Genomic DNA, 12,807 nt, shown 5'->3' with positions numbered 1-12,807 from the left:
ATGAAGGCCGGACGAACGCCGGGTCAGCGTCCGCCGGCGACGTCGACGACGGTGCCATGGACGTACGAGGCCGCATCGGAGACGGCCCACAGCGCCACGTCGGCGACCTCGGCGGCGGTGCCGGAGCGCCGCATGGGCACGGCGTCGCGCGCCAGCGCCTGCAGATGCGCCAGGCCGCCGTGGACGTCGTGGATGTCGGTCTCGATCAGGCCGGGGCGCAGGGCGTTGACGCGGATGCCCTTGGCGCCGACCTCCCTGGCCAGCGAGAGCGTGAAGGTGTCGATCGCGCCCTTGGAGGCCGCATAGGCCGCGCCGCCGCCCAGGCCGCCCAGGCGCGAGGACACGGACGACATGTTGAGGATGGCGCCGCCGCGCCCGCCCTGCGCGGTCGACATCCGGCGCACCGCCTCGCGGCTGCAGAAGTACAGGCTGAAGACGTTGGCGCGGAACACGGCCTCGACCTGCTCCTCGGTGGCGTCGGCGACCGGGAAGCGCGTCAGCACGCCGGCGTTATTGACCAGGACGTCGAGCGGGCCGAAGCCTTCGTCGAGACGTTCGAACATGCGCGTCACCTCGGCCTGGCGGCCGACGTCGGCCTGCAGGACCAGCGCCTCGCCGCCGCGCGCGCGGATGCCGTCGGCCAGGGCCTCGGCCTCGCGCTGGCTGCGCAGGTAGTTGATGGCCACGCGGTAGCCGGCGGCGGCGGCCTTGAGCGCGATCGCCGCGCCGATGCCTCGGCTCGCGCCGGTGATCAGCATGGTGCGGCGCTGCGCGGGCGCCTCCTGCCCCTGGAACGTGTGGTGGGTCGGGTTCATTCGGGCTGCACCTTGGCCTCGGTGACCAGGCGCTTCCAGTTGCCGACCTCGGAGACCATGTAGTCGCGCAGCTGCGTCGGATTCATCGGCATCGGCGTCATGCCCAGCGTGGCGAAGCGCTCCTTCACCTCGCGGCTGGCGACGGCCTTGAGCGTCTCGGACGACAGCCTGTCGACGACCGCCTTGGGCAGGCCTACCGGCCCGACGATCGCGAACCAGCCCTTGATGGCGTAGCCCGGATAGGTCTCGGCGATGGCCGGCCAGTCGGGCATGACCGGGCTGCGCTGGGCCGTCGTCACGGCCAGGGCCTTGAGCTTGCCGCCCTTGGCCTGGGCGATGGCGTTGCCCATGTCGGCGAAGGCGAAGTCCACCGTGCCGCCGATGACGTCGGCCAGGGCCAGCGGGATGCCCTTGTAGGGCACGGGCAGCGTGTCGGTGGCGGCGACACGGTCGAGCATCGCGGCGCAGACCTGCGAACTCGACGACCCGTAGCCGGCGGACAGCTTGCTCGGCTGCCGGCGGGCCAGCTCGACGAAGTCCTTCAGGCTGTTGGCTGGCGAGTCGGCGCGCACCATCAGCACCAGCGGGTTCTCGCCCACGCCGGCCACCGGGGTCAGGTCCTTGAGCGGGTCGTAGGGCATCGACTTCAGCAGCGCTACGTTGGCAGCGATGGCCGAGTTCGACGAAAACAGCAGCGTGTGGCCATCGGCAGCCGCCCGCACCACCTCCAGACCGGCAATGGAGCCGTTGGCGCCAGGCTTGTTCTCCACCACGAAGGCCTGGCCGGTGAGCTGCTGGAGCTGCTGGCCGACCACGCGCGCGGCCAAGTCGGTGGCCGCGCCGGGCGGGAACGGGACGATCAGGCGCACCGGCCGGTTCGGGTAGTCCTGCGCCGCCGCGCCCGCCGCGACGCAGACGGCCAGCGCCGCCAATACTGCCTGGATGATCTTTCTCATTGGATGGCCTCCTTCTTTTTTGCTTCCGAAAAATCGAATAAAAACCCGTTCGGCTAGAGCGTCACCGGCAGGTCCAGCAGGTGGAACGACAGCGCCTTGCCGTGCATGTCGAGGTTCAGCGACGAATTGACGCCACCATCGAGCACCCGCTCCAGCACAAAGTTCATGGCGCCGATGCGCGGCAGCAGGTAGCGCCGCACGGCCGTCGGACGGCGGTAGGCGAAGTGCTCGGCCACGCGCTCGGTCGTGACCTCACGCACCAGGGCCTCGTAGTGCGCGGCGTCGTAGGCGATCACACTGATGTTGATGAGGTCGCCCTTGTTCCTTGGCCCGGTCGATGTCGCGCTGCGAACCGCGCTGGATGCCGCCACCGGCCCGCACGATCGGACGCCCCCCGGCCTGCGCCCGATGGATCCGGTACCCGAACCCCCATCGATCACATCGCGATCCCTGATACTGCGCGCCATGTCTCGCTTCCTCGTCATCCTGCTGGTCACGGCCTGCGTCGCACCCGCCTGGGCCGCCACCGCCTGTCCCCAGCACTTCGCCCTCGGGGTGGCCCCCCTCCTCACGAATCCTTCACTCCAGTCCCGCACCCGCGAGCTCTGCTTCGAGGCCCATGCGGTGCTGCACTCGGGTGTGAGCCGCACCCCGGTCTATGCCGCCGAGCACCTGACGCGGTCGAACCTGCTCGAGGCCCGCACGCTCTCGCGCAAGGATGCATTCCATCCCGAGGCCTCCCTGCCAATGGCCGATCGGTCCGAACTCGGCGACTACGCCCGCTCGGGCTACGACCGGGGCCACATGGCCCCCAATGGCGACATGCCCACACGCACGGCCCAGGCCCAGTCGTTCTCGCTGGCCAACATGGTGCCGCAGCTCCACGCCAACAACGCGGGCGTGTGGGCCGGCATCGAGATGGCGGTGCGCGAACTGGCTCTGACCGAGGGCGAACTCTATGTGGTCACGGGCCCGGCTTACCTCAGCTCTGACATCCAGCAGATCGGCCGTGGGGTCCTGGTGCCCACCCACCTGTGGAAGGTGGTCTACAGCCCCACGCAGCAGCGTGCCGGCGCCTATGTCATCACCAACGACGAGACCCGGGCCTATTCGGCCGTGAGCCTGCGCGACCTGGAACGCATGGTCGGCGTGCAGGCCCTGCCGGCATTGCCGGCACAGGCGCAGCAAGCCGGCATGGCCTTGCCGCCGCCATTGGCCCAGGGGAGCGGGACCGCCCGCCGGCGGGAGGCACGCGATGAAGGCGCCGGTAGCTCCAAGGCGGCCGGGGAGGGTGACTTCACGCTGCAAGATCTCGCCCGCAGCGTCGACAAGGTGCTGCGCCGCGCCGCCCACTGACGCTCCTGTCCTTCCTCCACCTTCCAGTCCACGACCATGACCGCACAGAACGCCAGATCAGCCGCCGCCTTCGAACCCTATGCCAACGAGAGCGATGTGCTGCGCATCGGACATCTGGAGATCGAGAACCGCGTCGACCGGGTGAGCTTCACGGGCGACGTGGTGCTCACCCGGGACCGGGCGGGCCTGGCGCTGGCGAAGGACCTGCAGGGGCTGCTGGCCCGCGTCGTCCAAGCCCTCGAATCCGACCAGGCGTTGCCCGAAGCGGTCGAGGTGCTGGCCGCCAAGACAGTCAAGAATCCTTTCGCCTGAACGGCCACGCAAGCCGTGTCCACGGCAGGGCCCTGACGTCCTGACATCGGGCCGCTCGCGGCCCGTGCTGCATTTGCAATTCCCTGTTCCTGGCCTTTTGCCTTTCCTCATGACCGATCTTTCGCGCCCGTTCTCCCATTGTCCTGGACTCACCCGCCGGATCCCGAGCCGGCGTCTGTGCGGCATGGTGGCTGCGACCGTCACCTTCGTGGCCGGCTGCGGTGGCGGCGGGAGCGACAGCTCCAGCAATGGCTCCCCCGGTACCGCCTCGACGACCGCTGTCGCGACCGCCAATGCTCCTGCGGTCGTTCCGTCCACCGAGACGGCCCCAGCGACGCCCTCGAGCGCGTGCCCGCAGCACCATGCCTTGGCCACGCCACCGACCGTCGTGCGCGAGGGCCTGCGACCGCTCACCCGCGAGCTGTGCTACGACGCCTTCGCCGTCCTGCACTCGGGCGTGAGCCGCACGCCACTCTATGCCGCCGAGCACCTCACGCGCGCCAACCTGGCCTCGGCCGCCACGCTCGAGCGGGTCGACAGCTTCCGTGCCGAGGGCGCCCTGCCCGCCGAGGAACGCGCCGAGCTCACCGACTACGCGCGTTCGGGCTACGACCGGGGTCACATGGCGCCCAACGCGGACATGCCCACCCCGACCGCGCAGGCGCAGTCCTTCAGCCTGGCCAACATGGTGCCGCAGATCCACGCCAACAACGCGGGTATCTGGTCAGGCATCGAGCAGGTCGCACGGCGCCTGGCCACGGGCGACGGCGAGGTGTACGTCATCTCGGGACCAGCCTTCCTCGGCAGCGAGGTCAAGAGGGTCGGGCGCGTGCTGGTGCCCACGCACTTGTGGAAGGTGATCTACCGGCCAACCGTTCAGCAGGCCGGGGCCTATGTGATCCGCAACGACGACTCGGCGGCCTACCGAGTCGTGAGCATGACTGCGCTCGCCCAGGCCGTGGGCATCGACGTGCTGCCAAGCCTGCCCGCCGCCGTGCGCGAGGTGGCCATGGAACTGCCCCAGCCCACCAGTGGGTCCACCCAGGTGGCATGGTGGCCTTGAGACACGCAGCGCGTTGACAGCTTGGGGCATGGCAGTAGGAAAAATGAGGGAGACGAAGCCTCCTGTGCTCTTGAAGGCCCCACGACCTCGCGCCATGCTGCGGTACAGGGAGTCCTCAAAGGAAGGTGGCATGGGTTGCCAGGCTTGCCATGGGGACATCGACCACGCTGGAGGATCCGATGACCGCTCGATGGTGCGCATGTTGCGCGAGGGCATTCGACCCGGCACCGCAGGTTCCCCGACAGACGTACTGCAGCGATCCAGCTTGCCAACGCGAGCGTCGACGCTTGTGGCAAGTTGCCCGTCGTCTGTCCGATCCGGACTACCTGAAGAACCAGGCCGATGCACAAAGCGACTGGGCACGCCGGAATCCAGGCTACTGGAAGGCGTATCGGGAATCCCATCAGGACTATGTCGAGCGCAACCGCCATCAGCAGCAGGAGCGCAATGCGCGGCGCGAACGCCGTGCCGTGGGCACCGCGAACCTTGCCGGCCTTCCTGCAGGCCTCTACGAACTGCGACCAATCCAGAATGGAAAGATTGCAAAGACGACTGTCTGGACAGTGCATCTGCAAGTCATTTCGCAGCGTGAGGTGCGAGGTTGAGTCTTCATCTTGATTGCAAAGAGACGACTTGATCGCCGCTCGACATCGTTGCTGATAGCTTCAAGCCTTCATACGCAGGCAGGCCCTGACATCGTTTGCGAGGCATCATGGCGCATACCGATTCAATGGTTCCGACATGGGATGGTGGCGAACCTGTTCGCCGGGCCGCCCAGTACGTTCGCATGTCGACCGAGCACCAGCAGTACTCGACCTCCAACCAGGCGCAGAAGATTCAGGAGTACGCGTCGCGTCGCAATCTCGAGATCGTTCGCACCTATGCCGACGAGGGGAAAAGCGGGCTACGCATCGATGGCCGGGCCGGGCTGCAACAGCTCCTTCGGGACGTCGAGTCGCGGGATGCCGATTTTTCGGTGATCTTGGTCTACGACGTCAGCCGGTGGGGACGGTTTCAGGATGCCGACGAGAGTGCCTATTACGAGTACGTGTGCCGGCGTGCCGGCATCCAGGTCGCCTACTGCGCCGAGCAGTTCGAAAACGATGGCTCGCCTGTCTCAACCATCGTGAAGAGCGTCAAACGTGCGATGGCAGGGGAATACAGCCGCGAGTTGTCGGCCAAGGTCTTCGCCGGACAGTGCCGTCTCGTGGAGATGGGGTTTCGCCAAGGCGGGCAGGCAGGCTTCGGCTTGCGCCGCGTCTTGCTGGACCAGGCAGGCGCCATGAAGGCGGAATTGGATCGTGGGGAACACAAGAGCCTGCAGACCGACCGGGTCATCTTGAAGCCTGGCCCGCAAGCGGAAATCGACCTCGTGCACCAGATCTATCATTGGTTCACGAACGACGGTCTCAATGAATGTGCAATTGCCGTGCGTCTGAACGGCATGGGTGTTTCCAGCGATCTCGGCCGCGCTTGGACACGGGCCAGCGTGCACGGCGTGCTGACCAACGAAAAGTACGTGGGCTGCAATGTCTACAACCGCTGCTCGTTCAAGCTGAAAAAGCTGCGTGTGACCAACACGCCGGACATGTGGATCCGCAAGGACGACGCGTTCGACGCTGTGGTGCCCCAGGCACTTTTTTACACCGCCCAGGGCATCATCCGGGCACGTTCGAGACGTTTCAGCGACGTCGAACTGGTCGAGCAGCTTCGAACCCTCTTGAACCACCGGGGTTATCTTTCGGGTCTTGTCATCGACGAAGCCGAGGGCATGGCCTCGTCCAGCGTGTATGCACAACGCTTCGGCAGCCTGCTGCGCGCCTACCAACTGGTCGGGTTCACACCGGCACGCGACTTGCGCTACATCGAAACCAACCGTTACCTGCGGCGGCTGCATCCCAAGATAGTCGACGATGTGGAAGCCCAGATCGAACACCTGGGAGGCCGGCTCTACCGGCACAGCGGCACCGACCTGCTCGATGTCAACCACGAATTCAGTGTGTCCCTGGTCCTCTCCCGCTGCCAAGTGCTCGACAGCGGCGCTCGGCGCTGGAAGGCCCGCCTGGAAACCAGCTTGGCGCCGGACATCACGCTGGTGGTCCGGCTGTCCAGCAACAACGAGGACTTGCTGGATTACTACCTGTTGCCGTCTCTGTGCTTCGGGCAGAACAAGCTCAGCTTGATGGAGCGAAATTCCATTGAGTTGGAAAGTTTTCGCTTTGATACCCTTGACTATCTCTATGGCATGGCGGAGCACGTGCGGCTGAGGAGAGCGGCATGACCGAAGGCGCTCGAGAGCTTCGCCTGATCCCGGTGGACCGGATCGAGGTCTTGAATCCGCGGGAACGCAACGAAGAGATGTTCGAAGAGATCGTCGACAACATCGCAAAGATCGGACTGAAAAAACCCATCACCGTGTCGCCGCGGCAGGGACCCGATGGCAACGAATGCTTCCTTTTGGTCTGCGGCGAAGGACGCCTCAAGGCCTTCAAGCGACTGGGAGAGAGTCGCATCCCCGCCTTGGTGGTGGCAACGACCGACGAGGATGCTTTCATCATGGGTCTGATCGAGAACGTGGCGCGACGACGCTATCGACCCATGGAGTTGGTCAGCGGCATCGCTGCCCTTCAGCAGCAAGGCTTGGGTGTTCGACAAATCGCGGCCAAGACCGGGTTGAGTGAAGACTATGTCAGGGACATCGGACTGCTGGTCGACAAAGGCGAGGAGCGACTCATCGGCGCTGTGAAGACGGGGGCGTTGCCCATGCGCGTGGCATTGTCGATCGTGCGGGCGGGCGATGATGACAAAGCGGTGCAAACGACACTGCAGCACGCTTACGAAGCAGGAGATTTGCGAGGACAACAACTCATTCAGGCCAACAAGCTCATTCAGAAAAGAATGACATACGGTCCGGCCGTGAAAAGGAAACCAGACTCCAAATCATCGCCCAATGCCGCGCTGACACCGGGCTCCATCATTCGCGTCTACCAAAAGGAAGTCCAGCGCCAGAAGTTCCTGGTGCGGCGTGCCTCATGGTCACAGCAACGGCTGCTTTTCGTGCTGGGTGCCCTGCGCAACCTGGCGACGGATGAGAACTTCTGCAACTTGCTGCGCGCCGAGGGACTGGACACGGTACCCAAGTACCTGGCCGAACGACTCATCGCGGGAGCCTGATCATGCCCGTCACCCTGGCCTTCCTGATGAAGCCGCTGTCCATTGCGATCGACAGCATACTGCCATCGCGACTCTGGCGGGACAACGTGATTGAGACCAAGAAGGTCCAGAAGATCAGGGCATCCATCGAAGAGATCGACATCATCGAGCCATTGTCGGTCTGCGCCGTGGACCGGCGTACCGGACGGCACCTGCTGCTGGACGGACATTTGCGACTGCTGGTGCTTCGGCAGCTCGGCCGGCGGGAAGCGCCCTGCATCATCGCCACGGACAATGAATCCTATACCTACAACAACCGGGTCAACCGGATGTCGACGATCCAGGAGCATTTCATGATCCTCCGAGCCATCGAACGAGGTGTGTCGAAGGAGCGTCTGGCGCGTGCGCTGTGCATGGACCCTTCCATGCTCGGTAAGAAAGTGCGCTTGCTCGATGGCTTGTGCGAAGAAGCCACCATGCTGCTCAAGCAGCATGAATTCTCCCCGGAAGTATGTTCCACACTCAGGAAGATGAAGCCTGCGCGACAGGTCGAGTGTGCCGAATTGATGTTGGCTGCCAGCATGCTGACGGTCACCTATGCGAAGGCCTTGCTGGTGGCCACGCCGGTCGAGTTCCTGGTAAGCGGCAAGAAGCCGACGCCTTCCAGACACGTCACGCACGAGCAGATCTGCCGCATGGAACGCGAGATGTCGAACTTGCAGGACCAGTACCGATCAGCCGAGCGGTCGTTCGGCGAGGACACGTTGAACCTGGTTCTGGCCCAGGGCTACCTGCGCAAGCTGGTCGAGAATGAGCCCGTTCGCAAGTACCTCGATACGCACTACACCGAGGTGCTCAAGGAGTTTGAAAGCATTGTGGCGACCAGTTCGATGCAATCCTGACCCATGGCCAGCACCGCACTAGCCATCGACAAGGACTGCCACGCGCCGACACCCAACGATCATCAGCCGCCGTGTTGAGCGGCGCCCGAATCCTGCTCAGCGTGTCCGGCAATACAAGGAACGACTGGATGTCCGCCAGCGGTGTGCCGACAGCCGGCAATTCGATTCGTTGCGGACCATGGCCAGGATCAGGCGACACGCAGGCACGGCAGGCAGCCGGCGGACATCCTGCCTCGTCGAACACCCATGGCTGGAGGTGTCGGAGGTTGCGAGATCCGCTACGCCGGGTCGACGGACGCGCGTGGCAGGGTCGTCTCGAACGATGGGTGCTGTTCGCCACGCAGCCTGAGCTTGTCGCGGTTCTCGCAGGACATCATGCGCAGGCGCAGGGCCAGGTTGTTGCCCGGACCCAATTGGTGGTTCAGCCAGCCGATGCAGTGGGCCTCGTCGGTCTCGTGGCAGACCATGACGCGCAACGCCGCACCCGCAACCGGCAGCGTACCCGGCTCCGCGATGGTGGCCGCGAGAGCCTGGTGCTTGGACTCGCAGTAGCCGTGGGGGATGTCGTGCGGATCGACCTCGACGCGCCACGGACAATGCGCGCATTGCGCGGTACGTTTCAGTTTCCAGGACGTCATGAGGCTTCGGTCGGAGTGGTTCAGGTCGATGACTTCGAGGGCGCTGGCGCAGTTGAAGCAGCCATCGCCCTTCTGGCTCTCATCCAGGTCGCGCGCCATGTCCCCAGGTGCCAAGTTCGGGCAATCGGCGAACCGATGGCACCCGGGCGATCCGTCGGATGGCCGTCGACGAAGACCACCTCACCATGGATGCGCTCGCCACCATGACACCGACCGCGCGCTGCGGCAATGTCGACCGGCGCACGCATCGTGCGCGAGCTCTCGATCCGGTGGACATCGTACAGGGGACCGTGGTGGTTCGGACCCACAGGCTCACAGCGTGAACAGGCGTTCGCGCAGCACATCCCCCACCGTGTCCTGGACGCGCCCGGGGTCGGAAAAACGGTCGACGATGCGTGCACACAGCGTGACGATCTCGATGGCGAAGTCGGTCTGCAACGGGTCGAGGGAGTCACCCGGCTGGATGAGGCCCGCGCGCACGGCTGCGTCGGTGAACAGCGCGCGCGGATCGCGCGTCGGAAAACCTGTCGGATCACTGTCTGGGTCTTGCATGTGAGGAGTGGGTCGATGACACCGGGTTGGCAAGGAACGGGAAAAGCACCGAACCATAACCGCCGAGGCGATGTCGGGGCGGATCAGATCCGCCGTCGTCGTGCTTTTTCAGACTCCGACCCTGTAAGGACGGTCTGTCCTGGACTGACGCCTGCGAGCAGGCTGTTCCCATTGTCGACGCCCAGGAACTCGAGAGGCTGGGCAGGCCGCGGGACGGTCCGTGCGAACGCGCCTCGCCGCAAGGGTGCCTCCCGGCGCAGGTTCGGGCCGACGCAGGCGTTGCCCTTTTGCAAGAAATGGCGCTTTCGACCCAGGACATGACGCCATTCGACTGCTCGCCAAAATGGACACCAATTCGTATTTTGCGCAGAATAATTTTCATCATCGCTCGTGTCACGACCCATTTCATCCTGGAACGCCAGCTGCTCGTGCAGCTGGGCGGCCGGCTGCGCGCCGCACGCACCCACCGCGGCTGGACAGCCTCCCACGTCGCCGACCAGGCCGGGATCTCGCGCACCCACCCTGAGCGCGGTCGAGTCTGGTGCGCCCTCGCCCACGATCGGCACCCACCTCAAGGTGCTGGGGGGTGCTGCGTCTGGCGGGTGGCCTGGCCTTGGTAACGACCGGCGAGAGTGCCTCCATCCGCGCTTGCGAGCGCGACCCGCTGGGGCCTGAGCAACATATCGTCATGTCGCAAATCGAGGTCCATCCACGCCTTTTGCCTCATCGATTGCCGGTCGTCCTCGCTGCCGTGCACGATCCCGCGTGCTTGTTCCATCAGTGACCACGGCGCAGTACGGTCCTGACGACCTGCGCGCCCTGCCCTTGGCGGCCGGCTTCACCGACATCCGGACCGTGGCCGCACTGACATGTGCACGCCAGGGATTACTTTTCATCACCGCCCTGATCGTGGGTCTGAACGAGGCGGGTTACGAGCAGCGCTACTGTTACGAGCACGGCGATGGGGCATGGGTTGCGCTGGCCGCCTGGGCCGGCCACGATCATCCACCGGGGCCCTGGATCAAGTTCAGGGGCGAAGGCACCGAACTGCTCAATCCCGCTTTCTGCCGGAGGGGGGTCATCCGGATCCTCGGTCTGAGTCACGGGGATCCCATGAGTGGAGCGGACATTGCGGGTTCGAGTGACTGAGCGGAGCAGCTCAACGGCCGAGTGCAAGTCGTCGCCATCCTGGGACTTCGCGCCGCCGTTCTGCAGACCTCCGCGATCGGCGCCTTGCTCGTCGCCAGGGTGCATCGGCGCTGAGAAGAGCAGTTCCAGGTCACGACGCGACAGGTTCACACCACGGCGTGACCGCGCGACCAAGAACCCTGTGCTGCATCTTTTCCAACGCGAGGTTGTTCACCAAGGCCTCAATGCGGCATGGCGCATCATGCTCCTGCGGGCTTCCGTAGAGTGCACGCGTCGGGTGGTCTGGGCGTGCCAAGCCCATTGCTCCGGGCAAGTGGCTGCCCCATGGACCGGTCCGGGGGCGATGCTTGACTCAGGCGCTGCGGTTTCTCAACGGTTCCCGGATGCGGCGGTCGACTGGCTCGAACTGGCTGTCCAGTCCCAAAGAACCTCTCTCCTGTTGGTTGCTCAGCTTTCTGAGCCCGGCTCTGCTTCGTCCCGCTCAGCCCGCCCTGCCACGACAGCGCTGATAACGCTCGTCGACGCGACGCGCGAACCACTCGGTGGTCAGCTTGCGGGTGATCTTGGGGCTCTGCAGACGGATGCGTGGCAGCACCGCGCGCGGCACCAGCCGCCGCGCTTGTGCTTCGGCGAGCTCGAAGACGCGCGCCCACAGCCGCGTCTGTTCGAGCGACGGCTGGTCTGCCTGCTCGAGCGAACGCCGGATTTCGCCATCGCTCACTCCCAGCCGTGGACCGATCGAGCGCACCGCGGCCTCGGTACCGCCCACTTTCGCCGGGTCGCCCCCGGGCACGACAAGGTCGCCGTCGAGGTCGAGCGAGACACCGGCCAACGCGCTCACCGCGCTCTGGAACGCCGCGTTTCGACTAGCGTATTGACCGGCGTTGAAATCGGCGAAGCGGTAGAGCATCTGGTCATAGGGCGCCGGATGGCCGAGCAGGTGGGCCGTCCCGAAATACACGCCGCCACGGCGTGAGAACACTTCGTCGCGGACCGATCCGGTCGTCCGGTAGGGATAGTCGCGGTCCTTCACGTGTTGTTCGGCAAACTCGACACTGACCTGCATCGGCCCGCCGGTGCGCACCGGGTTGTAGCCGGCAAGGAGGCGCTGCCCCAGGGGGACTTGACTGACGAAATCCTGGAACAGATCGCTCAGTTCCTTCTCGCTGCGCGCGGCATCGATCCGCTCGCTCCATGTGCGGCTGTCCGGCGAGCGCAGTCGAAGGGCTGCGCTCACGAGCACCTGCGGCAGTCCTGCCCGCTCGGCACGGCGATCGATTTCCTCGCGCGCGATCCTGCCGAGTCCGGGCACCATCGGATCGGCGCGATAGTTCGATTCCTGCTCGGCGACGGCGAGCACCGCGCAGACGTTGTCGAGGCTGGGTTCGATGCGAAGGGCATCGAATGCGGCATAGAGGTCGACCGCCCAGCCGGGACGATCGACGACGTTCTGCGGCAGCAACTTCGCGATGCGCGCGCGGACGTCCTCGGGGCGCGCTGACGCCGACGACGGCGCCGTGCCGCAGCCTGCCAGGAAGAGACTCGAAGCAGCGAGCAGCAGGATCAGGGTGTGCGTCAGTCGCATGACGCGAAGGGTAGCTCAACCCTGGACATCGCCTCCGGCCGACCGGCTGCCATATTCTCGAAGGCGCACACCCGCATCGAGTGGCAGCTCGCCATTCTTCCCGTCGATGGATTCGCTAGACACGCCTGTTCATGCCTCGTCGCGTCGATCCATCCGTCGTGATGGCGAGACCGACCAACACCTGATCGAGCACGATCGCGCGAATCCCCCAAAGATGGAATCGTCGGATTTTTTCCCCATTACCCAGGCGAGTAAAAACAGCAATCGGAGAAACCTCTCGGTAAAAAGCACTCCAGCTTTACAGAGTAAAAGCAACGCTCGTCGAT

Annotated in this window: 15 protein-coding genes; 9 read left to right on the top strand and 6 right to left on the bottom strand. The window is 65.1% G+C overall.

The features are described from left to right. Positions 1-23 precede the first annotated feature (23 nt). Genes ABID77_RS16540 through ABID77_RS16530 form a run of 3 tightly spaced genes read right to left on the bottom strand, consistent with a single transcriptional unit; the run spans position 24 to position 2,142 of the window. Positions 24-815, bottom strand: a complete 792-nt coding sequence (locus tag ABID77_RS16540) for an SDR family oxidoreductase (RefSeq protein ID WP_429598112.1) — start codon at positions 813-815, stop codon at positions 24-26. Next, positions 812-1,771 carry a Bug family tripartite tricarboxylate transporter substrate binding protein gene (locus ABID77_RS16535; protein ID WP_429598110.1) on the bottom strand — a complete coding sequence of 320 codons (960 nt, stop codon included), beginning with the start codon at positions 1,769-1,771 and terminating at the stop codon, positions 812-814. Before ABID77_RS16535 ends, ABID77_RS16540 begins: the two co-directional genes overlap by 4 nt. 53 nt (positions 1,772-1,824) lie before the next feature. Next, positions 1,825-2,142 carry an AtuA-related protein gene (locus ABID77_RS16530; protein WP_429598108.1) on the bottom strand — a complete coding sequence of 106 codons (318 nt, stop codon included), beginning with the start codon at positions 2,140-2,142 and terminating at the stop codon, positions 1,825-1,827. Between the two features lie 94 nt (positions 2,143-2,236). Between ABID77_RS16530 and ABID77_RS16525 the strand changes: the two genes are divergently transcribed. The 7 genes from ABID77_RS16525 (at position 2,237) to ABID77_RS16495 (ending at position 8,557) form a co-directional block, all read left to right on the top strand. Continuing rightward, a complete protein-coding gene (locus ABID77_RS16525; RefSeq protein WP_429598106.1) occupies positions 2,237-3,127 on the top strand; it encodes a DNA/RNA non-specific endonuclease in 891 nt (296 codons plus the stop codon). Positions 3,128-3,163: 36 nt separating this feature from the next. Further along, positions 3,164-3,439, top strand: a complete 276-nt coding sequence (locus tag ABID77_RS16520; protein ID WP_429598104.1) for a hypothetical protein — start codon at positions 3,164-3,166, stop codon at positions 3,437-3,439. A gap of 367 nt (positions 3,440-3,806) precedes the next feature. After that, a complete protein-coding gene (locus ABID77_RS16515; RefSeq protein ID WP_429598102.1) occupies positions 3,807-4,502 on the top strand; it encodes a DNA/RNA non-specific endonuclease in 696 nt (231 codons plus the stop codon). Between the two features lie 287 nt (positions 4,503-4,789). Continuing rightward, positions 4,790-5,107 (top strand): hypothetical protein, encoded by a 318-nt coding sequence (locus ABID77_RS16510; protein WP_429598100.1) that lies wholly within the window; start codon positions 4,790-4,792, stop codon positions 5,105-5,107. 107 nt (positions 5,108-5,214) lie between these two features. Beyond that, positions 5,215-6,783, top strand: a complete 1,569-nt coding sequence (locus ABID77_RS16505) for a recombinase family protein (RefSeq protein ID WP_429598098.1) — start codon at positions 5,215-5,217, stop codon at positions 6,781-6,783. Continuing rightward, a complete protein-coding gene (locus tag ABID77_RS16500) occupies positions 6,780-7,676 on the top strand; it encodes a plasmid partitioning protein RepB C-terminal domain-containing protein (protein ID WP_429598096.1) in 897 nt (298 codons plus the stop codon). The genes ABID77_RS16505 and ABID77_RS16500 overlap by 4 nt, the downstream gene beginning before the upstream one ends. Before the next feature lie 2 nt (positions 7,677-7,678). Beyond that, entirely contained in the window at positions 7,679-8,557 is an 879-nt protein-coding gene (locus tag ABID77_RS16495) for a plasmid partitioning protein RepB C-terminal domain-containing protein (protein ID WP_429598094.1), read from the top strand. Between the two features lie 278 nt (positions 8,558-8,835). Here ABID77_RS16495 and ABID77_RS16490 read toward each other — a convergent pair whose 3' ends face one another. Beyond that, complete coding sequence (locus tag ABID77_RS16490) at positions 8,836-9,294, bottom strand: DUF6283 family protein (RefSeq protein ID WP_429598092.1); 459 nt, start codon at positions 9,292-9,294, stop codon at positions 8,836-8,838. Between the two features lie 59 nt (positions 9,295-9,353). Here ABID77_RS16490 and ABID77_RS16485 point away from each other — a divergent pair, with 59 nt between their 5' ends. Further along, the gene (locus tag ABID77_RS16485) at positions 9,354-9,518 is read left to right on the top strand and encodes a hypothetical protein (protein ID WP_429598090.1); all 165 of its coding nucleotides are present in this window, start codon (positions 9,354-9,356) and stop codon (positions 9,516-9,518) included. Here the strand turns inward: ABID77_RS16485 and ABID77_RS16480 are convergent. Continuing rightward, on the bottom strand, positions 9,508-9,747 hold the full coding sequence (locus ABID77_RS16480) for a hypothetical protein (RefSeq protein WP_429598088.1): 240 nt from the start codon (positions 9,745-9,747) through the stop codon (positions 9,508-9,510). The two genes, ABID77_RS16485 and ABID77_RS16480, sit on opposite strands and share 11 nt — an antisense overlap. Positions 9,748-10,512: 765 nt before the next feature. On the opposite strand from ABID77_RS16480, the gene ABID77_RS16475 reads away from it, so the two are divergent. After that, positions 10,513-10,896: a hypothetical protein gene (locus ABID77_RS16475; RefSeq protein ID WP_429598086.1), complete on the top strand. Its 384-nt coding sequence runs from the start codon at positions 10,513-10,515 to the stop codon at positions 10,894-10,896. A 481-nt stretch (positions 10,897-11,377) separates the two neighbouring features. On the opposite strand, the gene ABID77_RS16470 is transcribed toward ABID77_RS16475, so the two are convergent. Further along, positions 11,378-12,481 carry a DUF1615 domain-containing protein gene (locus ABID77_RS16470; RefSeq protein WP_429598084.1) on the bottom strand — a complete coding sequence of 368 codons (1,104 nt, stop codon included), beginning with the start codon at positions 12,479-12,481 and terminating at the stop codon, positions 11,378-11,380. Positions 12,482-12,807 lie beyond the last annotated feature (326 nt).

This window comes from Variovorax sp. PvP013, assembly GCF_050435945.1.
Lineage (GTDB): Bacteria > Pseudomonadota > Gammaproteobacteria > Burkholderiales > Burkholderiaceae_C > Variovorax.
Note: the sequence above shows the minus strand (reverse complement) of the source record. Positions and strands in the feature narration are given on the sequence as shown.

Coding starts and splice junctions, on each gene's coding strand:
- ABID77_RS16535 (WP_429598110.1), bottom strand. CDS start 1,771: ATGAGAAAGATCATCCAGGCAGTATTGGCGGCGCTGGCCGTCTGCGTC.
- ABID77_RS16500 (WP_429598096.1), top strand. CDS start 6,780: ATGACCGAAGGCGCTCGAGAGCTTCGCCTGATCCCGGTGGACCGGATC.
- ABID77_RS16485 (WP_429598090.1), top strand. CDS start 9,354: ATGGCCGTCGACGAAGACCACCTCACCATGGATGCGCTCGCCACCATG.
- ABID77_RS16480 (WP_429598088.1), bottom strand. CDS start 9,747: ATGCAAGACCCAGACAGTGATCCGACAGGTTTTCCGACGCGCGATCCG.
- ABID77_RS16505 (WP_429598098.1), top strand. CDS start 5,215: ATGGCGCATACCGATTCAATGGTTCCGACATGGGATGGTGGCGAACCT.
- ABID77_RS16495 (WP_429598094.1), top strand. CDS start 7,679: ATGCCCGTCACCCTGGCCTTCCTGATGAAGCCGCTGTCCATTGCGATC.
- ABID77_RS16540 (WP_429598112.1), bottom strand. CDS start 815: ATGAACCCGACCCACCACACGTTCCAGGGGCAGGAGGCGCCCGCGCAG.
- ABID77_RS16470 (WP_429598084.1), bottom strand. CDS start 12,481: ATGCGACTGACGCACACCCTGATCCTGCTGCTCGCTGCTTCGAGTCTC.
- ABID77_RS16525 (WP_429598106.1), top strand. CDS start 2,237: ATGTCTCGCTTCCTCGTCATCCTGCTGGTCACGGCCTGCGTCGCACCC.
- ABID77_RS16520 (WP_429598104.1), top strand. CDS start 3,164: ATGACCGCACAGAACGCCAGATCAGCCGCCGCCTTCGAACCCTATGCC.
- ABID77_RS16490 (WP_429598092.1), bottom strand. CDS start 9,294: ATGGCGCGCGACCTGGATGAGAGCCAGAAGGGCGATGGCTGCTTCAAC.